Source organism: Stenotrophomonas sp. PS02298 (assembly GCF_029959445.1).
In the GTDB taxonomy this organism is placed as follows: domain Bacteria; phylum Pseudomonadota; class Gammaproteobacteria; order Xanthomonadales; family Xanthomonadaceae; genus Stenotrophomonas.
Map to the genome: position 1 here is coordinate 1 of NZ_JASCOR010000004.1, position 18,999 is coordinate 18,999.

15 protein-coding genes are annotated in these 18,999 nt (G+C 62.9%); 5 read left to right on the top strand and 10 right to left on the bottom strand.

Features of this window, described 5'->3' with window-relative positions; genetic code table 11:
* Nucleotides 1-64 precede the first annotated feature (64 nt).
* The 3 genes from QMX78_RS01260 to QMX78_RS01270 form a co-directional block, all read right to left on the bottom strand.
* Nucleotides 65-535 carry a hotdog fold domain-containing protein gene (locus tag QMX78_RS01260; RefSeq protein ID WP_282265777.1) on the bottom strand — a complete coding sequence of 157 codons (471 nt, stop codon included), beginning with the start codon at nt 533-535 and terminating at the stop codon, nt 65-67.
* A gap of 66 nt (nt 536-601) precedes the next feature.
* Nucleotides 602-3,082 (bottom strand): acyl-CoA dehydrogenase, encoded by a 2,481-nt coding sequence (locus tag QMX78_RS01265; RefSeq protein ID WP_282265778.1) that lies wholly within the window; start codon nt 3,080-3,082, stop codon nt 602-604.
* Nucleotides 3,079-3,984 (bottom strand): alpha/beta hydrolase, encoded by a 906-nt coding sequence (locus QMX78_RS01270; protein WP_282265780.1) that lies wholly within the window; start codon nt 3,982-3,984, stop codon nt 3,079-3,081. Before QMX78_RS01270 ends, QMX78_RS01265 begins: the two co-directional genes overlap by 4 nt.
* Before the next feature lie 164 nt (nt 3,985-4,148).
* On the opposite strand from QMX78_RS01270, the gene QMX78_RS01275 reads away from it, so the two are divergent.
* Together QMX78_RS01275 and QMX78_RS01280 are read left to right on the top strand one after the other, a co-directional pair.
* Nucleotides 4,149-4,751: a TetR/AcrR family transcriptional regulator gene (locus QMX78_RS01275; RefSeq protein WP_282265782.1), complete on the top strand. Its 603-nt coding sequence runs from the start codon at nt 4,149-4,151 to the stop codon at nt 4,749-4,751.
* A gap of 25 nt (nt 4,752-4,776) precedes the next feature.
* Entirely contained in the window at nt 4,777-6,555 is a 1,779-nt protein-coding gene (locus QMX78_RS01280) for a tetratricopeptide repeat-containing sulfotransferase family protein (protein ID WP_282265783.1), read from the top strand.
* 264 nt (nt 6,556-6,819) lie between these two features.
* On the opposite strand, the gene QMX78_RS01285 is transcribed toward QMX78_RS01280, so the two are convergent.
* From QMX78_RS01285 to QMX78_RS01300, 4 genes are all read right to left on the bottom strand, one after another.
* Nucleotides 6,820-7,293, bottom strand: a complete 474-nt coding sequence (locus QMX78_RS01285; RefSeq protein ID WP_282265785.1) for a hypothetical protein — start codon at nt 7,291-7,293, stop codon at nt 6,820-6,822.
* An 84-nt stretch (nt 7,294-7,377) separates the two neighbouring features.
* Nucleotides 7,378-10,152 (bottom strand): TonB-dependent receptor, encoded by a 2,775-nt coding sequence (locus QMX78_RS01290; RefSeq protein ID WP_282265787.1) that lies wholly within the window; start codon nt 10,150-10,152, stop codon nt 7,378-7,380.
* 251 nt (nt 10,153-10,403) lie between these two features.
* Entirely contained in the window at nt 10,404-11,228 is an 825-nt protein-coding gene (locus QMX78_RS01295; protein WP_282265870.1) for a hypothetical protein, read from the bottom strand.
* A 151-nt stretch (nt 11,229-11,379) separates the two neighbouring features.
* On the bottom strand, nt 11,380-12,273 hold the full coding sequence (locus QMX78_RS01300; protein ID WP_282265789.1) for an Hsp33 family molecular chaperone HslO: 894 nt from the start codon (nt 12,271-12,273) through the stop codon (nt 11,380-11,382).
* 74 nt (nt 12,274-12,347) lie between these two features.
* Between QMX78_RS01300 and mtgA the strand changes: the two genes are divergently transcribed.
* Genes mtgA through QMX78_RS01315 form a run of 3 tightly spaced genes read left to right on the top strand, consistent with a single transcriptional unit; the run spans nt 12,348 to nt 14,544 of the window.
* Nucleotides 12,348-13,103 carry a monofunctional biosynthetic peptidoglycan transglycosylase gene (mtgA, locus tag QMX78_RS01305; protein WP_282265791.1) on the top strand — a complete coding sequence of 252 codons (756 nt, stop codon included), beginning with the start codon at nt 12,348-12,350 and terminating at the stop codon, nt 13,101-13,103.
* A 27-nt stretch (nt 13,104-13,130) separates the two neighbouring features.
* A complete protein-coding gene (locus QMX78_RS01310; protein ID WP_282265793.1) occupies nt 13,131-14,153 on the top strand; it encodes a glycosyltransferase family 2 protein in 1,023 nt (340 codons plus the stop codon).
* Complete coding sequence (locus QMX78_RS01315; protein WP_282265795.1) at nt 14,113-14,544, top strand: CBS domain-containing protein; 432 nt, start codon at nt 14,113-14,115, stop codon at nt 14,542-14,544. Before QMX78_RS01310 ends, QMX78_RS01315 begins: the two co-directional genes overlap by 41 nt.
* 11 nt (nt 14,545-14,555) lie before the next feature.
* Here the strand turns inward: QMX78_RS01315 and QMX78_RS01320 are convergent, their stop codons facing one another.
* From QMX78_RS01320 to QMX78_RS01330, 3 genes are all read right to left on the bottom strand, one after another.
* On the bottom strand, nt 14,556-16,442 hold the full coding sequence (locus QMX78_RS01320; RefSeq protein WP_282265871.1) for an AsmA family protein: 1,887 nt from the start codon (nt 16,440-16,442) through the stop codon (nt 14,556-14,558).
* A gap of 202 nt (nt 16,443-16,644) precedes the next feature.
* Nucleotides 16,645-17,280: a hemolysin III family protein gene (locus QMX78_RS01325; protein ID WP_282265800.1), complete on the bottom strand. Its 636-nt coding sequence runs from the start codon at nt 17,278-17,280 to the stop codon at nt 16,645-16,647.
* 84 nt (nt 17,281-17,364) lie between these two features.
* Nucleotides 17,365-18,969 carry a peptide chain release factor 3 gene (locus QMX78_RS01330; RefSeq protein ID WP_282265802.1) on the bottom strand — a complete coding sequence of 535 codons (1,605 nt, stop codon included), beginning with the start codon at nt 18,967-18,969 and terminating at the stop codon, nt 17,365-17,367.
* Nucleotides 18,970-18,999 lie beyond the last annotated feature (30 nt).

Sequence of the window (18,999 nt, forward strand, 5' to 3'; positions counted from 1 at the left end):
AGCCATGCTCGGCAGGGGCTGTACACGGGTAAGGCCTCTGCCGAGCATGGCTCGGCACTACAGGTCAGGTTTTCTTCGGCGATACCCACATCGCGATGCGGGCCTGGAAGACCTCGATACCCTTGCTGTCGGTCACGCGCACGATTACTGGCAGGTCATAGCTCTCTTTCGCGCTGACGATGGGTGATTCCGGCATCGCTACCGCTGTCAGCACACCCAGCGCCTTGGCCTGGTACTTCACTTCCATGCCCTTGGGGATCCAGCGCATGTCAGCCGGCAGGCTGGCATCCACCATCACGCCTCCGACCAGCTCGGCAAGATTGCACATCGCGATCGCATGCACCGTACCGATATGGTTGCTGATACGGCGGCGCTGGCGGATCACGCCTTCGCAACGACCAGGTTCCAGTGCAGTGATGGTTGGCGAGATGCTGGCGAAGTAGGGTGCCTTGAAGCAGACCGCACGCGAGAACAGCCAGTTTCCTGCTGGCCAACGGGTGAAGCGACGGTATAGCGAAAGCAAGGGCGCAGTCATGGCATGGTGTCCTGATATGAAAACGGCGGGCACAAGGCCCGCCGTCGGTATTGCATGTGGATTGGCTTATGCGGCCTGCTGCGGCTGCGGGCGCTGCTTGCCCGGCAGGTCGTAGTAGCCGGCCGAACGCAGTTCGTGCGGCTCGAAGTCGTCCACGGTGATGGTGTCCATGGTGATCTCGCGCAGTTCTTCCAGCAGCTTGCGCTCGTCCTGGGTGATCACGCCCTCGGCCACGGCTTCGTCCAGCTGAGTGGCGAAGGTCAGTGCTTCGATGCCCTTGGTCTTCAGCGCCTTGATGAACTTGCGTTCCACCGGCTCGGCCATGATCGCCTTGGACAGGTAGCTGTTGATGCGGCCACCCGGGTTGTTCTCGCACGGGGTCAGGAACACGCCCTGGGCCAGACGGTCACGCGCTTCACCCGGGGCCATCAAGGTAGCGGCAACGCGGCGGCTCAGGCGATCGCCCGGGGCCTCGGCGCGACGGCCGAACGGGAAGATCAGTGCCCACATCAGCCAGCCGATCGGACGGATCGGGAAGTTGCGCAGCGCAGCCGACAGCGATTCCTCGATCTTGTGCACGCTGTCGTGGAAGGCCCAGGCCAGCAGCGGCTGGTCAGCGCTCGGTGCGCCTTCATCGTGGTAACGCTTGAGCATGGCGCTGGTCATGTAGATGTGGCTGAGCACATCGCCCAGGCGACCGGACAGCGATTCCTTGAACTTGAGCTTGCCGCCCAGGGTCATCATCGAGATATCGGCCATCAGCGCCAGGTTGGCCGAGTAACGGTCGAGCTTGCGGAAGTAGCGGCGGGTGTAAGCGTCACCTGGGGCGGCACCGAAGCGCGCACCGGTCAGGCCGAACCACAGCGAACGCACGGCGTTGGAGATACCGAAGCGAACGTGGCCGAACAGCGCCTGGTCGAACTCACGCAGGCCGGCCTTGCGGTCTTCATCCTGCGCAGCCTTCATTTCCTTCAGTACCCACGGGTGGCAGAGGATGGCGCCCTGGCCGAAGATCAGCAGCGAGCGGGTCATGATGTTGGCACCTTCCACCGTGATGGCGATCGGCGCGGCCTGCCAGCTGCGGCCGGCAAAGTTGCGCGGCCCGAGGATGATGCCCTTGCCGCCAATCACGTCCATCACATCGGAAATGACTTCGCGGCTCATGTTGGTGCAGTGGTACTTGGCGATCGCCGACGGCACCGACGGCACGTCGCCACGGTCAACCGCGGCAGCGGTGGCCTGTGACAGCGCGCTGATCTTGTACGCCTTGCCGCCGATGCGGGCCAGCGCTTCTTCCACGCCTTCGAAGCGACCGACCGAAAGGCCGAACTGCTTGCGGATGCGTGCATAGGCACCGGTCACCACCGCGCCGGCCTTGGCACCGCCGGACGCGGTGGAGGGCAGGGTGATGGAGCGACCAACGGCCAGGCACTCGTTGAGCATGTTCCAGCCCAGGCCGCGCTTCTCGGCGCCGCCGATCAGCTGGCTCATCGGGATGAACACGTCCTTGCCGCGGATCGGGCCGTTCTGGAAGGTGGAGTTCAGCGGGAAGTGGCGGCGGCCGATCTCCACGCCATCGGTGTCACGCGGCAGCAGTGCCAAGGTGATGCCGATGTCCTTGGTATCGCCGAGCAGGCCGTCCGGGTCGTACATGCGGAAGGCCATGCCGATCAGGGTCGCGACCGGCGCCAGGGTGATGTAACGCTTGTCGAAGGTCAGCTTCAGGCCCAGCACTTCCTCGCCCTTCCACATGCCCTTGCAGACGATGCCGAAGTCGGGAATCGAGGTGGCGTCGGAGCCTGCGAACGGGCCGGTCAGGCCGAAGCACGGCACTTCCTGGCCGATGGCCAGGCGCGGCAGGTAGTAATCCTTCTGCTCCTGGGTGCCGTAATGGTTGAGCAGTTCACCCGGGCCCAGGGAGTTGGGCACGCCAACGGTGGAGCTGACCACGCTCGATACCGATGCCAGCTTCTGGATCACCTTGTGGTGGGCCAGCGCACTGAAGCCCAGGCCGCCGTATTCCTTCGGGATGATCATGCCGAAGAACTTGTTCTTCTTGATGAACTCCCACAGCTCCGGCGGCAGGTCGGCGTGGACGTGGGTGATCTCGAAGTCGTTGACCATCTTGCAGAGCTCTTCCACCGGGCCATCCATGAAGGCCTGTTCTTCGGCGGTGAGCTGCGGCTTGGGGTAGTTGAGCAGGATGTTCCAGTCCGGGTCGCCGGTGAACAGCTCGCCTTCAAAACCGACCGAGCCGGTTTCCAGGGCGATGCGCTCGGTCTTGGACAGCGGCGGCAGCACCTTGCGGAACACACCCATGAACGGTGCGGTGATCAGCGGCTTGCGCAGGAACGGCAGCAGCACCGGCACGCAGATCAGCGCAACGATGGCGGCGGCGACGATGATCGCGGTCTGGTTGACCCCGGCAAACCAGCAGATGGCCAGGGCCACCACGCTGATGACCGTCCATACGACGAGTCGCATGCGGTGGTAGGCAACAAAGGCACCTGCAAGCAGCAGGGCCAGGAAAGGTACGACGATGCTCATGGACGTGCTCCGGTAACGTGCTCGGTTCGGGCGGACGCTGCGGAAGGCAGTGCGTCCAGATAGTTCAACACAGCGGCGGTAAACGCATTGTTGTCATCGCCGGCCACCATGTGGGTGGCGTGCGGCAGATGGACATGCTGTGCGTGTGGCACCAGCGCCATGAATTCTTCAACGGTCTGCGGCGAGACCAGGTCACTGCGGCCACCGCTGACCAGCAGCAGTGGGCATTGCACCTGGCGTGCGGCGTCGGCAATCACGCCTTGATGTTGTTCGCTGTCGCGCGCCAGCTCGTTGACCAGGCGCGGGTCCCAATGCCAGTTCCAGCGACCATCCTTGCCCGGTCGCAGCAACGCACGCAGCGCGTCTTCGCTCTTGCGTGGGCGGTGCGGCATATAGGCGGAGATGGTGTCGGCAGCGGCCTGCAACGAGGCGAAACCGTCCGGGTGCGCGCTCATGAAGGCAAGGATGCGCTCCACGCCGCTGGTTTCCCAGCGCGGGGTGATGTCCACCAGCACCATCGCCGAGAACAGGCCCGGCCAGCGCGCTTCGGCCATCAGGCCAAACAGGCCGCCCATGGAAGCTGCGACCAATACCGGCGGCTGCGGCAGTTCGCCGGCTACCACGATCAGGTCATCGGTGAACTGATCGCCGTGGTAGGGCAGATCGCTGGCATTCCAATCCGAATCGCCATGGCCGCGGGCGTCATAGCTGAGCGTGGCGTGGCCTTCGGCATTGAGCGTTTCTGCGGTTACGGTCCATGCGCCGCGGGTCTGGCCGAAGCCATGTGCGAACAGGATGCAGGGCTGTTTTCCGCTGGTTCTGGACGCGCCAAGGCCAGCGCCATGTGCGCCTTCCAGACGGATGTCTTCAGGGGATAGAGAGATTGGAGTTGGCGTAACCATACCTGATGGTATGGAATGGCTCGAATGACTGTCAATACCTATGGGTATGGAAATGCTGAGTGGGGAGGATGAGGGCGTCGGACCTGATCATTTATTTGCCAGATTGTCCGTATTTTATTGCCCACATACTGCAACCAGTCCCCGCCGTATGGTTAAATCTGCCCATGAACGATTCTTCAGATTCCAGCACCGAGTCCCGCAGCACGCGGAACAGCCGCCTGAGCGCGGATGACTGGGCGCAAGCGGCCTTGGACCTGATCGCTGAACAGGGTGTGGGTGCGGTCGCGGTCGAGCCGCTGGCGCGTCGCCTTGGCGTGACCAAGGGCAGCTTCTATTGGCATTTCCCCTCGCGCGACGCGCTGTTGCAGGCGGCCCTGGAGCGCTGGGAAGTCGTCGAGCAGCAGCAGGTTTTCGGCAGCCTGGAAGAGGTGCCCGATCCGCGCACCCGTCTGCGCGCGCTGTTCCAGCTGGTCGCGCATGAAGTCACTCCGCACGTCATCTACAGCGAACTACTGAAGGCCCTGGACAACCCGATGGTGCGTCCGGTCATTGATCGCGTCTCGCAGCGACGCATGGAATACCTGATCGCCTCGTTCCGCCAGGCCGGTCTGAGTTCCACTGATGCGCGCCATCGTGCACGCCTGGCCTATGCGGCCTATGTCGGCTTCCTGCAGCTGTCGCTGCAGCTGCAGCAGCCCAAGCAGGCCCGAGAGGATTTCGAGGCCTATGTCGAGCACGTGATCGAGACGTTGATTCCGAACGGCTGAGGTGTTGTCGGCGGATAGGGAGGGTTTGTATATCGAAAAGCTCTTGAGACAGGTGCGTGCAGCCTTGTCGCGCAATGATCGACAGTGCGTACATGCTTTGCTTCAGCAACTGCTGACGGCGGCGCCTGCAGACCCGCGGGTCCATGAGTTGGCAGCTGTGCATTACCTGAAGACAGGTGATCGTGCGGTGGCGATGGAGCACCTGGGGGCGACGCTCGGCGCGCCCGACGTGGATGCAGATTTGTTGTGCGATCTGGCGAGAGTTGCTCATGGTGCTGGTGAGTTGTTCATTGCCCAGCAGTTGCTTGAGCGCGCCGTAAACGAGAAGCCTGAGAGTGCCATGGGCTGGTGGCTGTTGGCTTATGTCCATGCGGGCCGCAAGCAGTGGGGCATGGCACTGGGCACCATGCGTAAAGCGCATGCGCTTGATCCGGACAATGCGGATCTGCTTGAGAAGCTGGTGGATCTGGAGCTTGACCATGGAGCGCCGAGGCAGTCACTTGCTGCCCTGCAGCGGTGGGCCGAGTTGAGACCGCTGCAGGTCGATGCTCAGCTTAAGCTGGGGGTGATATTGGGGCGGCTGTCGCGCCATGCGTTGGCAGCCGAACATTATCAGCGAGCTATCTCGCGAATCCCGGATGCGCCCGACCTCTGGATGGCGCTGGGTCAGTCCTTCGAGTATCTCGGGCGTTCCGACGAGAGCGCGTCCGCTTATAACCACGCAAGGATGCTGCGCCCGAATTGGGCCCTGCCTGTGGCTGGATTGTTGGGTTTGAGCCGTCGCAAGGCCGATGCAGGGCTCTGGCAAGATGCTCGCAATCTGCTCGCAGGCGACGCATTGAGCGATGGTGATCGGGCCATCCTGGGGTATGAGCTTGGAAAGTCGTTGGATTCAAATGCGCAGTCGGCGGAGGCGATGGCCATGTGGGAGATGGCAAATGCCTCCCGCCAGCGACAAATAGGTGCGTTTGATCCGCAGGCGTTGGAAAGCCTTGTGTCCGCAACAGAGGCTGCATTCGCGCAAGGCGTCGACTGGCCGAAAGTGTCCTCGTCGGTGCCCCCGTCTGGTGTGGTGCTGATCGTGGGTATGCCGCGTAGTGGAACCACATTGGTGGAGCAGATCATCAATGCGCATCCACTGGCGCATGGCGCCGGAGAGCTGCTAGATCTGACATTGATGGCCAATGGCCTGGATCTGGAAGGATCTCACTGGCCGGAAGCTGGACGTTTGCAGTTGGCTGAAGGTCGGCGCGCTAAGCTCCGTGATCAGTACTTGCAGTCACTGCGGGCTCGTGCCGATGAGCACGCACGGTTGTTCGTAGACAAAGCGCCGTTGAACTTCTTTTTCCTGGGGCTTGCGGCGCAGCTGTTTCCCGATGCGAGGGTGATCTGGTGCAGGCGCAATCCCTGCGATGTCGCGGTTTCGATATTTGGTGAAAATTTTTCGCTTGATGCGCCATTTGCGACCAGTTGGGAAGGGATCGCTGATTACATGGTGGCGGAAACGAGGTTGATGGAGCTCTGGCGTCGCACTCTGCCGTTGCCTGTTCTGGAGCTTGATTATCAGGCCATGGTTAATCAGCCGGTCTCGCAGTCGCAACGTTTGATCGAGTTCCTGGGGTTGCGGTGGGATGCTGCCTGTCTGGAGTTTCATTCTTCCGGCGCAGTGGTGCAGACTCCCAGTCGATGGCAGGTTCGCCAACCCGTCAATCGGCGTTCGGTTGGCCGCTGGCAAGTGCACGCCGACGCCATGACGGCCTTCATCGCGCGGGCGCGGTCGCTGCAACTGGATGGCGTGCAGTAAGCGCCGTCGCTGCAAGTGTTGGCGCTGATCCGCGTGAGTGATCAAATGCTGGACCCGGATCGGAGACACTTGGCTGAAAGTGCCACGTGGATCGGTTTTGCTGACGTTGTTCGATGGGCGTGGTCTTGAATATGCCCCGTGGATATCAAGTGCTTTGTTTCGCATGGGTTGGCTGCCACGCAGGATCAGCTGGCGGTCTTCCCGGGTGAGGAGACGTTGTTTGCTGGCGCGACGCAGCACCGGCTGCGTCCACCAGAAGCCGGGTCAATTGGTAGTTTTCATCGTTCTACGGGCGCGGGTCATGTCATCCTGCGCGGTGTTGCGTTGGCGCCGCCGCTCGGCCACTGTCATGCAATGATTGTCGGCCAATCTGCTGCCAACGGCTTTCTCGCGACGGCAGATCAGGCGGCTATCTTCGCCTGCATCAGACAATATGCTGTTGATCAGGCTTTGATCGTTGAACACCGCTACGCGGCTGCTTTCCGGGAGCTCGGAGAGCTTTTCTCCATTGTTCCCTGCGTTGTGTCCGATACGCTCCAGTGCATTCAGCACCGAATCCTTGTTCTGAGAGGATATTTCCGAGTACTTTTCGCCGCGCAGATCGTCGAGGATTTTCTGGCGTTGTTCGGCAAACGGTTGATGGACGTCAATCGCGGTATCGCGTTGGGCTGCGGCCTCAGTGCACACGAAAAAAAGCAGGCTGGCAGCAATTGCCAAAGGTTTCTTCAGGTGGGTCATATCCAGCTCCATTGGGTAAAAAGATGGCCCGGTATCCGGGCCATCTTTCGAGGCTTTACTTAACTGAGAGAACTCAGCGGTTCATCAGAAACGCTGGGTGTACTGCAGGTAGCTGTAACGGCCCGGGATGACGTACTGCGGGTCGAACGAGTTGGCAAACGCGCCCATGACGACCGGCGGATCCTTATCGAACAGGTTGTTGGCACCCACGCGGATGGTTGCGTTCCACGGCAGGTTGTACGACACCTGCAGATCGTGGAAGGCGGTCGCGGCTACATGGTTGTAGCTGCCATCGGCTTGCTGGCCCCACTCGTAGTCCTTCAGGCTGGAGTAGTAGCGCGTGGTCCAGCTGGCCGAGAAATCACCATAGTTCCAGTCGAGCGAAGCGGAGCTACGCACACGCCAGTTCGGATCCCACTGCCAGTAGATGCCGTTGCTCGATTCCCACGGAGTGTTGGCGTCGACCTTGGTCTCGCGGACGGACACGTAGGTGCTGTCCCACGAAACCGAGAACTTGCCGAACTTGGTTTCCGGCAGGCGGTAGTGGACGGTGAAGTCGTAGCCTTCCAGACGCTGCTGACCGAAGTTCAACGGCTGCAGGGTCATCGCGGTGATTGCACCGGCGGCGTTACGGGTGAACAGGTCGCAGTACGAGCTGACACCATGCTCATAGCACTGTTCCAGGATGTAGTTGGCGCTCGGGGTGCTGATGGAGTCTTCCAGCTTGATCTTCCACCAGTCCAGCGACATGTCCAGACCCTGGACCCATGACGGGCTATACACCAGACCAACGGTCAGGTTCTTCGCCGTTTCCGGCTTCAGGCCGCTGTTTGCGGTGTTGGTGAACGGATAGATCGTCTGTCCGGTATTGCCAGTGGCGCTGTTGTACTCGGCAACGAAGTCGGCCGGTACGCCAGCGGCCAAGCACGCGGCCCTGACGGCTGCGTAGTTGGTAGCGTTCGTCGAGCAGGGGTCGGAATAGGTCGCGAAGTCGTCAGCCGAGCCCAGGTACAGGTTGTTGATGGACGGAGCGCGGAAACCTGAGGCGTAGCTGGCGCGGACCAGCAGGTCCTCGATCGGCTTCCACTTCAGGCCAAACTTGGTGTTGACGGTGCTGCCGAAGGTCGAGTAATCCGAGAAGCGGACGGCGGCCGACAGCTCCAGCAGGTTTGCGCCCGGCAGATCCTTGAGCAAGGGGGCCAGCAGCTCGAGGTAGTAATCGTCCAGCGAGTAGCCACCCGAAGTCGGGGTGAAGGAATTGCCGGAGGTATTGCCGCTGGCGATCAGTGCGTCCGGCGAGGAGAAGCCCGATTCCTTGCGGTGTTCATAACCAGCAGCAAAGCCGGCCATGCCGCCGGGCAGTTCGAACAGGTCGCCGGTGATGTTGGCGGTCACGCTCTCGTTGCGGTACTGGTAGGTGTTGTGCGCGGTGAACAGGATGTAGTCAAGCTGGTCCTTGGGAACAGCCCCTGCCGGCGACAGCGGGTTGAACGGTACGCAACCGTCGATTACCGCGCCGGCGGTGTCCAGGCAGCGAACAACGCCATCGACCACGCCCGAAGCGCCCATTGCATTGCCAAGGTTGATCAGGTTGGCATCGCCGAACTGGGTCTCGGTCTGATCAGTCTTGTTGAAGGAGTAACCGGCATCCCAGTTGAACTGACGGGAAGCCCACTCGAAGCTGCCTTCCAGACCGGCATATACGTGCTGGGTCTTGTCATCCTGCTTGTACAGGCGCGGCATTTCGGTGAGGCGGTGGCTCCACTGGACATCACGGCCGTCGCCGCCGTACGCGGTGTTGTACGGGTTGTAGTAGCTCTTGCCGCTCATCAGCATGGCACCGATGTTCGACAGCGGGTAGCCCGCCAGCTGCTGGGCCGAGCGGCGTTCGTTATACAGCGCATCGAACTTGAAGCGGACATTTTCGGTCAGGTCATAGCTACCCTGTGCATACAGCGCGCTGCGCTTCTGCGGGGTGATCAGGTAGTTGTCCTTGGCGAAGTTGTAGCGATAGTCGTCGGTAAACGGGACGTACTGGTCCAGCGCGTAGTACGGGTTGTCTGCCTGGCCGCTGCCCTTGGCGCTGCCCGGCAATACCATCCAGCCGTCGCCGCCGTTGATGCGGCCGCTGGCGGAGTAGCTGCTGAAGGTGGAAGAGCCGTAGCCGTAGTAAGGGACCGAGGAGATGGCGCGATTGCCGGCCATCACCTCGTCTTCCTTCACGCGGGACAGGCCGATGACCAGGTTGCCGCGCTCACCGCTGGTGCCGACAGTGGCATCGAAGGAGGTTCGCTGACCATCACCCTGGCCGTACTGGCCGGCGTAAAGGTTGAATTCAGCGCCTTCAAAATCGCTGCGGGTGATGATGTTTACAACACCGGCGATGGCGTCCGAGCCGTACAGGGACGATGCGCCGTCTTTCAGTACTTCGATGCGCTCGACGATTGCCGACGGAATCGTATTCAGGTCGACCGAGCCGGTCAGGCCAGAGACCCAGCGACGACCATTGACGAGCACCAGCGTGCGGGAAGCACCGAGGTTACGCAGGCTGACCGTAGCGGAACCGTCACCACCGTTGTTGAAGGTGGTGTTCGAGCCGGCGCCGTTGGAGGAAACGCGGGTCAGCACATCAGCTACGGAGGTTACGCCCTGCTTCTGAATGTCTTCACGAGTCAGGATCAGGATCGGCTGTGAGGTCTCGACGTCGACGGAACGGATACGCGAACCGGTGACCTCGATGCGATCCAGGTTGGTTGCGCCCTTTTCTGCTTCCTGGGCATAGGCCGTACCGGCCGTGCCAGCGCTTGCGACAAGCGCAAGTACAACTGCATCACGCAGCTTGTTGGTCTTGCAAATCATGGGTTCTCTCTCTCTCTCTGCCAAGTGGACTTGGTATAGCTGGGATGGCCGCTGGCGGATCCGAAAAGCGGATCCAAAACCATGGGCTTGGGTCCGATAGTACTTGCGACTGCAAACAAATTAAAGATTGGTTAATGAAGTTATGGAATTTACTCGAATTCAGCAAAGTCGATCATGGAGGGGGCAGTGCATTTGCTGCAACGCAAAACGCCCCGACAGGCGGGGCGCTTTCCAGATCAAGCGATGAGGGACTACAGGTCCTGTTCGTAGCGGACGTACGGGATTGCCCCGTCGTCATTGCTCTCGTTACGCGGCGAGAACGGGTTTTTGCCGCGGGTGATCACGTTTTCAGCGCCGACCGTGAGCTGGCCGCTCCACGGGGTGCGCCAGGTGATGCCCAAGCCCAGGCCTTCCCACTTGCCACTTTGGCCGGGTGCGTCGACCACGCGGCCGATCACATTGGCGCTGAAAGCGCCGTAGCCGCCTCCGACGCTCAGGCTCTTGCTGTCCCACTGGTCGGCGACTGCCGGGGCGGCGTCGGTCAACGGGACCAGACGTGCCTTGGCGTAGGTGCCGCCGATGGAGACGAAGCCTTCGCGGCCGATGTTCTTCTGGCCAAATACGGTCAGGTCGTTCTGTTCGACGCGCGCTGCGCCAGCTTTGCCGCCGTTCGACAACCATGCCGGAAGCGTGTCGCGGCCCGTGCCGGCGGTAATGCCAACGCGGCCGCCGGGGCGGTTGAATGCGGTGGTGGCAGAGATATGGCGATCATTGTCATCGTCGTCATCGCCCAGGCTGGCGAGCATGCAATGGCTGGCAAGGCCACCAATGCTGCTGCCGCCGCTGCCGTTGCAGAGCAGGCCGAGCGAGTCGCCGGAGGACAGGCCAAAGGCCGCATCCAGCGAGCTACGGCCGAAATTCCAGCGCGCGCCGACGTTCTGGGTGCCAGTGGGTTCCAGATAGAGCAGGGCTTCAACCTTGCCGCTACCGCGGTTCCAAACCGGCAACACGGTGCTGTCCACGGCCCGCGGCTTGCTCTGTGCATGCACGCCCGTGACCACGCCAAGGGCGATCATCAGGGCAAGCGGTAGGCGCAGTAAGGCGTTCATGGACTCAGTAAGACCCCGTGTGCGCCAGGAAGTTCCCGGCGCGTGAGTTCTTGATCCTATGCGGTTTATGGTTTCTTAACAAGTCTTCGCCCTCCCCAGAACGTAACTCGTTGGACCCTTATTGCAGCCGCTCGGGAGCTGGCTGGTTGGCCGGTGTGGAACTGAACAATACGCCGAATTCTGCTAATGGGAAGTGATATTCCTGACCGCAGAACTCGCAGCGTACCTCGACCTGCCCGGTGGGCTCGGCGGCGGCCCGGGCTTCCTCCTCGCCAAGCGACTGCAGCATGGCGCTGACCCGTTCGCGGGAGCAGGAGCAGCCAAAGCTCAGGGCCTTGTCGCCTACCAGTTGCGGGTTCTCTTCATGGAACAGGCGGTGCAGCAGTTCGCTGCCCGGCAGGGCCAGCAGCTCGTCGCGGCCGAGGGTGTCAAACAAGGCGCCTGCGCGGACCCAGCCATCCTCGTCACCCTCGTCACCCGGCAGTTTCTGCAGCAGCAGGCCGGCGGCGTGCTCGCCGTCGCTGGCAAGCAACAGGCGCGTCGGCAGCTGTTCGGAGTGGCGGAAGTAATCCTCGAATGCCTCGTCCAGGCTGTCGCCGGTCAGTGCGACCAGACTCTGGTAGCGCTGCGGTTCGCGCGGGTCCAGGCCGGGGTTCTCGATGGTGATGGCGAGCAGGGCATCTTCGCCAAGGGCGCTCAGGCTGGACGGTGCGTCTTCGCCGTCGTTCAGCTGGGCGATGCCACGCAGGGTGCCGGCCGAAGTGCATTCGCTGAACAACGCGCGCAGCGCGGTGCTGCTGCGAAGCTGAATGGACAGCCGCCCATCCACCTTGGTGTGCCCGGTGAACAGCGCAGAGGCCACGCTGGCCTCACCGAGCAGCCGCGTGGCGGCGGCCGGGTAGTCGCCATGGGACAGGATTTCGCGCCAGCTCTGGCCCAGCCGGACATGGACGCCGCGCACACCGGCGGCGGGCAGGAGGAAGCGGACAAGCAGGTCGGAAGTGTCGGTCATGGGGCTGGATCTACGCGAGGTGGGGCCGGTGCCGGATAATGCACCGGACAAAAGGTCTTGCAAGGTGGATATCAATGGGGGCGGAGCAGGCCGAGCTCAAGGTGGAGCAGGAATCAGGGACAAAGGCAGGGCGCCGGAAGCGCTGGTTGCGGCGCTTGCTGTGGGCGCCGGTGGTGTTTGCCGTGTTCAGCGTAGTGCAGGTGGTGGTGCTGCGCTTCGTCGATCCGCCGTTTTCAACGGTGATGGTGTTCCGGCAGATGGAAGCGCTGGGGCAGGGGGACTGGAAGTTCCGCATCCGCTACCAATGGCGTGACCTGGACCAGATGGCGCGCAGCGTGCCGATATCGCTGGTTGCGGCCGAGGACCAGCGTTTCCCGGAGCACAACGGTTTCGACCTGCAGGCCATTGAAAAGGCACGTAAGCACAATGAGCGCGGCGGACGCCTGCGCGGCGCCAGTACGATCAGCCAGCAGACGGCAAAAAATGTGTTCCTGTGGCAGGGTCGCAGCTGGCTGCGTAAAGGCCTGGAGGTCTGGTACACGGTGCTGATCGAAGCGCTATGGCCGAAGCAGCGGATCATCGAGATGTACGCCAACGTGGCCGAGTTCGGTGACGGCATCTATGGGGTGCAGGCGGCATCGCGCGCTTATTGGGGCAAGGATGCTGCGCGCCTGAGTCCGGCGGAAAGCGCGAGGTTGGCGGCGGTGTTGCCGTCACCGCGGCGTTACAACGCGGCCAAGCCTGGGCCGTACGTGCAGCGCCGAGCTGCCTGGATCCAACGGCAGGCGCGCCAGCTGGGTGGGGCGGATTATGTCGACGACGGCAATTGATCCCATCGCTGTTGCTAGACTTCGCCGATGAATACGCCAGAACGCCTGACCCTGCTGATCACCGCTTTCAACGAGCAGGAGGCGTTGCCGCAGCTGCATCCGCGTTTGTGTGCGCAGCTGCAGGCGCTGGATGGGAATGTCGATGGCCGCATTCTGTATGTCGATGATGGCAGCAGTGATGCGACCTGGGCAGTGATGCAGCAACTGGCGGCGCAGGAGCCGCGGGTCTCGGTGCTGCGCTTGTCGCGGAACTTCGGCAAGGAGGCCGCATTGACCGCAGGGCTGGACTTCGTTGAGGACGGTGCGGTGATCCTGCTTGATGCTGACGGCCAGGACCCGCCGGAATTGATTCCGCAGTTTGTCGCGCTGTGGCAGCAAGGTCATGACGATGTCTATGGCACGCGCCTGGAGCGTGGCGGTGACGGCTGGCTGAAGCGGTTTACTGCAGCGGCTTTCTACCGTGTGATGGGGCGTCTGTCGAAAACACCGATTCCGGCCGATACCGGTGACTTCCGCCTGCTTTCGCCGCGCGCGCTGGCCGGCTTGCGGCAGCTGCGCGAGCGCCACCGTTTCATGAAAGGCCTGTTCGGCTGGGTCGGCTACAACCGGGTCGCGCTGCCTTATCGGCGTGAGCCGCGTTTGGCCGGCAACAGCAAGTTCGGCTTCTGGAAGTTGTGGAACTTCGCGTTGGAAGGCATCACCAGCTTCTCCACTGCGCCATTGCGTGTGGCGACCTATCTGGGGCTGTTCACCGCTGCGGGTGCATTCGGCTTTGCGATATGGGTGATCGGCAAGGCCGCCCTGTACGGCGACCGGGTTGCTGGCTGGCCGACGATGATGGCGGTGATCCTGTTCCTGGGCGGGGTGCAGCTGATCGCACTGGGCTTGATCGGCGAATATCTGGGAAGGATGTACATGGAGGCCAAGCAGCGGCCCTTGTACCTGGTTGATACCTGGCAGCCGGCGAACGTGGCAGTATCTGCCCCATCCGCCAGCGCAGGAGAACGCCATGCAGACCGTTCGACAGTTGCTAGGGGCCAAGTCCCCTGAGATCCACGCCGTACCGCCGGATGTGGCGGTGGTGCAGGCGATCCGCCTGATGGCCGAGAAAGGCATCGGCGCCGTGCTGGTGATGGATGGACGCACGCTGGTCGGCATACTTTCCGAGCGTGACTACGCACGCAAGATCGTGTTGATGGACCGTTCTTCGGCTACCACACCTGTGCGCGAGATCATGACCGCCGAGCTGGTCACGGTGGCACCGTCGGTGACGGTCGAACAGTGCCTGGAACTGGTGACGAATCGACGCATCCGCCATCTGCCGGTAGTGGATGGCGATAAGGTGTTAGGCGTGATCTCGATCGGCGACCTGGTCAAGTCGGTGATCGAGGCCCAGCGCCTTGAGCTGGGCCAGCTGCAGCAATACATCACTGGCACCTGAACCTGTCGGCGCTACCTGGCGTAGCGCCCGCCACACTGCGCATCCTTGCCAGGTCCGGTTTCAATCGTGGCCAGCAGGGCTGCGGGCGGGGCAATGCTGGCCAGGGTCAGGGCGATCGCGCCGCGCAGGCCCAATGCCTTGAAGTCCGGGCGGAAGGACGGATCCTTGAAGCTGCCGCCGATGCGCAGCGGCGAGCGCAGGGCGAGGATGCTCACGTCCTTGGGGCGTGGGCGCAGCAATAGATCCAATTGCTCCTGCTTGAGGTTGATCGTGCCTTCGCCGACAACCAGGGTGTCGGTGGTGTCGAAAGCCAGCGCACGCGACTGCATCAGGCCGTTGCGCACGCCGAAGTCGCCGAAGGCGCAGCGCAATGGAATCTGCTTGTCGCCGGTGAAGAGGAACTTCAGCGACTCGGCTACATCCAGCCCGGCCAGCTCCATCAGCAGGTTGCCGATGTGGCCACGGCCCATGCCCAGCGCGATATCGCCATTGCTGCTGCCCAGCATCGCGGCGATCGAGTTGCCGTTGCCGCTCAGGCGGATGTCGCCACCGATGCCGCCGGATGCCTGCTCGGCCAGTTTTGCATCGGGGAACAATTGACCGAGCTGGACTCCGCGCAGGCTGGCAGTGAGCGTGGTGCTGATCTGCGGGCGGCGCGCATCCATGCGGACGGTGCTGCGGATGTCGCCACCGGCCACGCCGAAGTTGAGCGGCTCCAGCCGCAGTAGCCCGTCGTCCAGCAACAGACGTGCGTCCATGTCGTCCAATGGCAGTTTGGGCGCGTTGATGTGTTGTGCCTTCCAGCGCACATCGGCGTCCATCGCACGCAGCTTGCCTAGGTTGTAGGGGGTGTCCGGCAATACCGTGGGCTTTGCGACGAGTTGCGCGGCTTCGGCCTTCTGCTCGGCGTTGGCGGATTCATCGCCGCTGGTCTTCGGAGGTGCGCCGATGAAGCCGGCGAGGTCGTCGAAATCCAGCCGCTTGGATAGCAGGTTGGCGGTCAGTCGCGGGCGCTCGCCGGCCACATCGATTTCCACATCGCCAGCCAGGTCGCTGTCACCAACGCGCCCACTGAACTTCTCGTAGCGCCAGCGTTGGTATTCGCGCTTGAGTCGCCCGTCCAGCCGGTACGGCGGCGACGAAGGAATGGCGATGCCGATCAGCGGATAGAGGTCCTCCAGATCCTGCCCGCTGAGCTGGAACTGCAGGTCGAACACCTGGAACTGGAAGGGATTGGTCAGCGTGCCGCTGGCGATGGCGTGGGTAGCGCCAGCGCGGGCATCGAGATGGATACGGAACGGGTGCTCGCTGTTGCTCAGTTCCAGTGGCGATTCGGTACCGCCTTCCAGGGTGAAAGCCGCCCCCTGCCAGCGGCCTTTGCCTTCGATCAGCACGGGAGGTGCGGCACCGGCCTGTTTCGGGGGGCCGCTGTGGACCGTCACATCAACCTTGGTGCGGCCGGGTTCGTCGAGGAACTGCAGCTTGCCGTCGGTGATGTGCAGGCGTTTGAGTTGCGGAGGTTCGCCGCCGCCATCGCCGAGGAAGTCCCAGTTGCCGGGCTCGCCCTTGCGCGGCGCGGTCTGCAGCAGCACCTCGGGGCGGCTCAAGCGGATTTCGGGGATCTGCACGCTGCCACGCAACAGGGGCCAGATGCGGATATCCAGTTCGACGCGATCAGCGCTGGCCATCTGCGGTTGTTTTGCCCAGCTGGCATTGGCAAAACGGATGTCGTCGCCACGAACGGTGGTGGTGGGGCCCAGGTCCACATCCAGGTTGCCGATCTGCAGGACGCGGCCGGTGCGGGCCTGTACGGCACGTTCGAGCGGGCCTTTGAACCAGTTCCAGTCCCACAGCAGGATCAGTGCGAGGATTGCGATCAGCACCGCAGCAACGGCAATGAGCCAGCGTTGGCCGGGCTTGCCGGGGCGTTGCAGTCGCCAGCGCGACGCTGCTGGCGTGGCCGGGGGCGGGGAAGTAGTCACGTCGCCATCGTGGCGTGGTCCGTGTTCACATCGCGCGAACCGGGCATTGGCGCGATGTGAACACCGTGTTGGCAGGATGTTGCCGGGAATTCCGGCGGGTACGGCGGATCTGTTGCGGTTACAGGATCTGCGCGGTCACCGAGACGAAGTGGCAGACGCTGCCAGCGATGACGAACAGGTGCCAGATCGCATGCGAATAGGGTAATTGCTCGCGGTGATAGAACACGGTGCCCAGGGTGTAGAACACGCCGCCGCCGAACAGCCAGCTCAAGGTCCAGCCATCCAGCGAGGCCCACATGGGCTTGATCGCGACGATGACCAGCCAGCCCATCGCGATATAGATCGCGGTGGAGAGCTTCTTGAAGCGGCCGGTGTAGAACAGCTTGAAGATGACGCCGAAGACGGCCAGCGCCCAGATCGCGGAGAACAGTCCCCAGCCCCAGGGGCCGCGCAGGCCGATCAGGGTGAATGGCGTATAGGTGCCGGCGATCAGGATGTAGATCGCGCAGTGGTCGAAGATCTTCAGCCGACCCTTGGCCACCGGGTGCTGGATGGCGTGGTACAGGGTGGAGGCGGTGTACAGCAGCAACAGTGCGACGCCAAAGACAATCGCGCTGGCCAGCTGCCAGCCATCGCCATAGATCGCGGCGAGGGTGATGAGTACAGCGCCGCCAGCCAATGCGCTGACTGCGCCCAGACCGTGGGTGAGGGCGCTGGCGACTTCTTCGCGGATCGATGCAACGGTTGCGGTCATGGGCAATGAGGGCGTGGGCTGGGGGGAGGCCCGGTGCCCGCTATCATCACCCCGAACGGCGGCGTGTGCACGCCGCCATCGGACTTAGGCGACCGAAACCGTGTGCGCGGCCTCACGAGTGGCGGAGAAACGCACGTCAGGTGCGCGTTCCTGGGCCAATTGCAGGTTGACACGGGTCGGTGCCAGATAGACCAGGTGCCCGGCCGCATCGATGCTGAGGTTGCTGGCGTTCTTCTCGCGGAACTCTTCCAGCTTCTTCGCATTGCTGCAGCTGATCCAGCGTGCGGTATTGACCGAGACCGGCTCGAACACCGCTTCCACGCCGTACTCGTCCTTCAGCCGGTAAGCGGCCACGTCGAACTGCAGTACACCGACCGCGCCGAGGATGAGGTCGTTGCTCATCAGTGGGCGGAAGAACTGGGTGGCACCTTCCTCGGACAGCTGGGCCAGGCCCTTCTGCAGCTGCTTGAGCTTGAGCGGATCCTTCAAGCGTGCGCGGCGGAACAGTTCCGGGGCGAAGTTGGGGATGCCGGTGAAGGTCACCGCTTCGCCTTCGGTGAAGGTGTCACCGATGGAGATGGTGCCGTGGTTGTGGATGCCGATCACATCGCCCGGCCAAGCTTCGGCGGCGATCTCGCGGTCGCTGGCCATGAAGGTCAGCGCGTTGGCCAGCTTCATCTCCTTGCCGGTGCGCACATGGAAGGTCTTCATGCCGGCGGTGAACTTGCCCGAGCACACGCGCATGAAGGCCACGCGGTCGCGGTGCTGCGGGTCCATGTTGGCCTGGATCTTGAACACGAAGCCGGTCAGCTTGTCTTCCTGCGGGGCGATGTCGCGGCCGGTGGTGGCGCGGGTCTGCGGTGCCGGTGCGTGCTCGACGAAGAAGTCCAGCAACGGCTGCACGCCGAAGTTGTTGACGCCCGAGCCGAAGAAGACCGGCGTCTGCTTGCCGGCCAGGTAGGCTTCGACGTCGAACGGGTGGCTGGCGCCCTGCACCAGTTCCAGTTCGTCGCGCAGGTCGGCCAGCATCTTCTCGCCGATCTTCTCGGCCAGGCCGGGGGAGTCCAGCGAGGGGAAGATGGTCGAGTCCTGGCGGGTGAAGTTGCGGCCCTGTTCGTACAGATGCACCTCGCCGGTCAGCAGGTGCACCACGCCCTTCAGGCGCTGGCCCATGCCGATCGGCCAGGTCACCGGCGCGCATTGGATGCCGAGCACGGTTTCCACTTCGTCCAGCAGCTCGATCGGGTCCTTGCCCTCGCGGTCGAGCTTGTTGATGAAGGTCATGATCGGGGTGTCGCGCAGGCGGCAGACTTCCATCAGCTTGATGGTGCGTTCTTCCACGCCCTTGGCCACGTCGATCACCATCAGCGCCGAGTCCACCGCGGTGAGCACGCGGTAGGTGTCCTCGCCGAAGTCGGCGTGGCCGGGGGTGTCGAGCAGGTTGACGATCTTGCCTTCGTACGGGAACTGCATCACCGACGAGGTGACCGAGATGCCGCGTTCCTTTTCCAGCGCCATCCAGTCCGAGGTGGCGTGGCGCGCGGCCTTGCGGCCCTTGACCGAGCCGGCCATCTGGATCGCGCCCCCGAACAGCAACAGCTTTTCGGTCAGCGTGGTCTTGCCGGCGTCAGGATGGGAAATGATGGCGAAGGTGCGGCGGCGCGCGGCTTCGGTGGCGACTTCGGACATGGCAGGGGCGCCCGCCCGGGCGCATCAGAT

Coding starts and splice junctions, on each gene's coding strand:
- QMX78_RS01265 (WP_282265778.1), bottom strand. CDS start 3,082: ATGAGCATCGTCGTACCTTTCCTGGCCCTGCTGCTTGCAGGTGCCTTT.
- QMX78_RS01260 (WP_282265777.1), bottom strand. CDS start 535: ATGACTGCGCCCTTGCTTTCGCTATACCGTCGCTTCACCCGTTGGCCA.
- QMX78_RS01325 (WP_282265800.1), bottom strand. CDS start 17,280: ATGACCGCAACCGTTGCATCGATCCGCGAAGAAGTCGCCAGCGCCCTC.
- mtgA (WP_282265791.1), top strand. CDS start 12,348: ATGGGGGCGGAGCAGGCCGAGCTCAAGGTGGAGCAGGAATCAGGGACA.
- QMX78_RS01270 (WP_282265780.1), bottom strand. CDS start 3,984: ATGGTTACGCCAACTCCAATCTCTCTATCCCCTGAAGACATCCGTCTG.
- QMX78_RS01275 (WP_282265782.1), top strand. CDS start 4,149: ATGAACGATTCTTCAGATTCCAGCACCGAGTCCCGCAGCACGCGGAAC.
- QMX78_RS01295 (WP_282265870.1), bottom strand. CDS start 11,228: ATGATCGCCCTTGGCGTGGTCACGGGCGTGCATGCACAGAGCAAGCCG.
- QMX78_RS01285 (WP_282265785.1), bottom strand. CDS start 7,293: ATGACCCACCTGAAGAAACCTTTGGCAATTGCTGCCAGCCTGCTTTTT.
- QMX78_RS01290 (WP_282265787.1), bottom strand. CDS start 10,152: ATGATTTGCAAGACCAACAAGCTGCGTGATGCAGTTGTACTTGCGCTT.
- QMX78_RS01300 (WP_282265789.1), bottom strand. CDS start 12,273: ATGACCGACACTTCCGACCTGCTTGTCCGCTTCCTCCTGCCCGCCGCC.
- QMX78_RS01315 (WP_282265795.1), top strand. CDS start 14,113: ATGCAGACCGTTCGACAGTTGCTAGGGGCCAAGTCCCCTGAGATCCAC.
- QMX78_RS01330 (WP_282265802.1), bottom strand. CDS start 18,969: ATGTCCGAAGTCGCCACCGAAGCCGCGCGCCGCCGCACCTTCGCCATC.
- QMX78_RS01310 (WP_282265793.1), top strand. CDS start 13,131: ATGAATACGCCAGAACGCCTGACCCTGCTGATCACCGCTTTCAACGAG.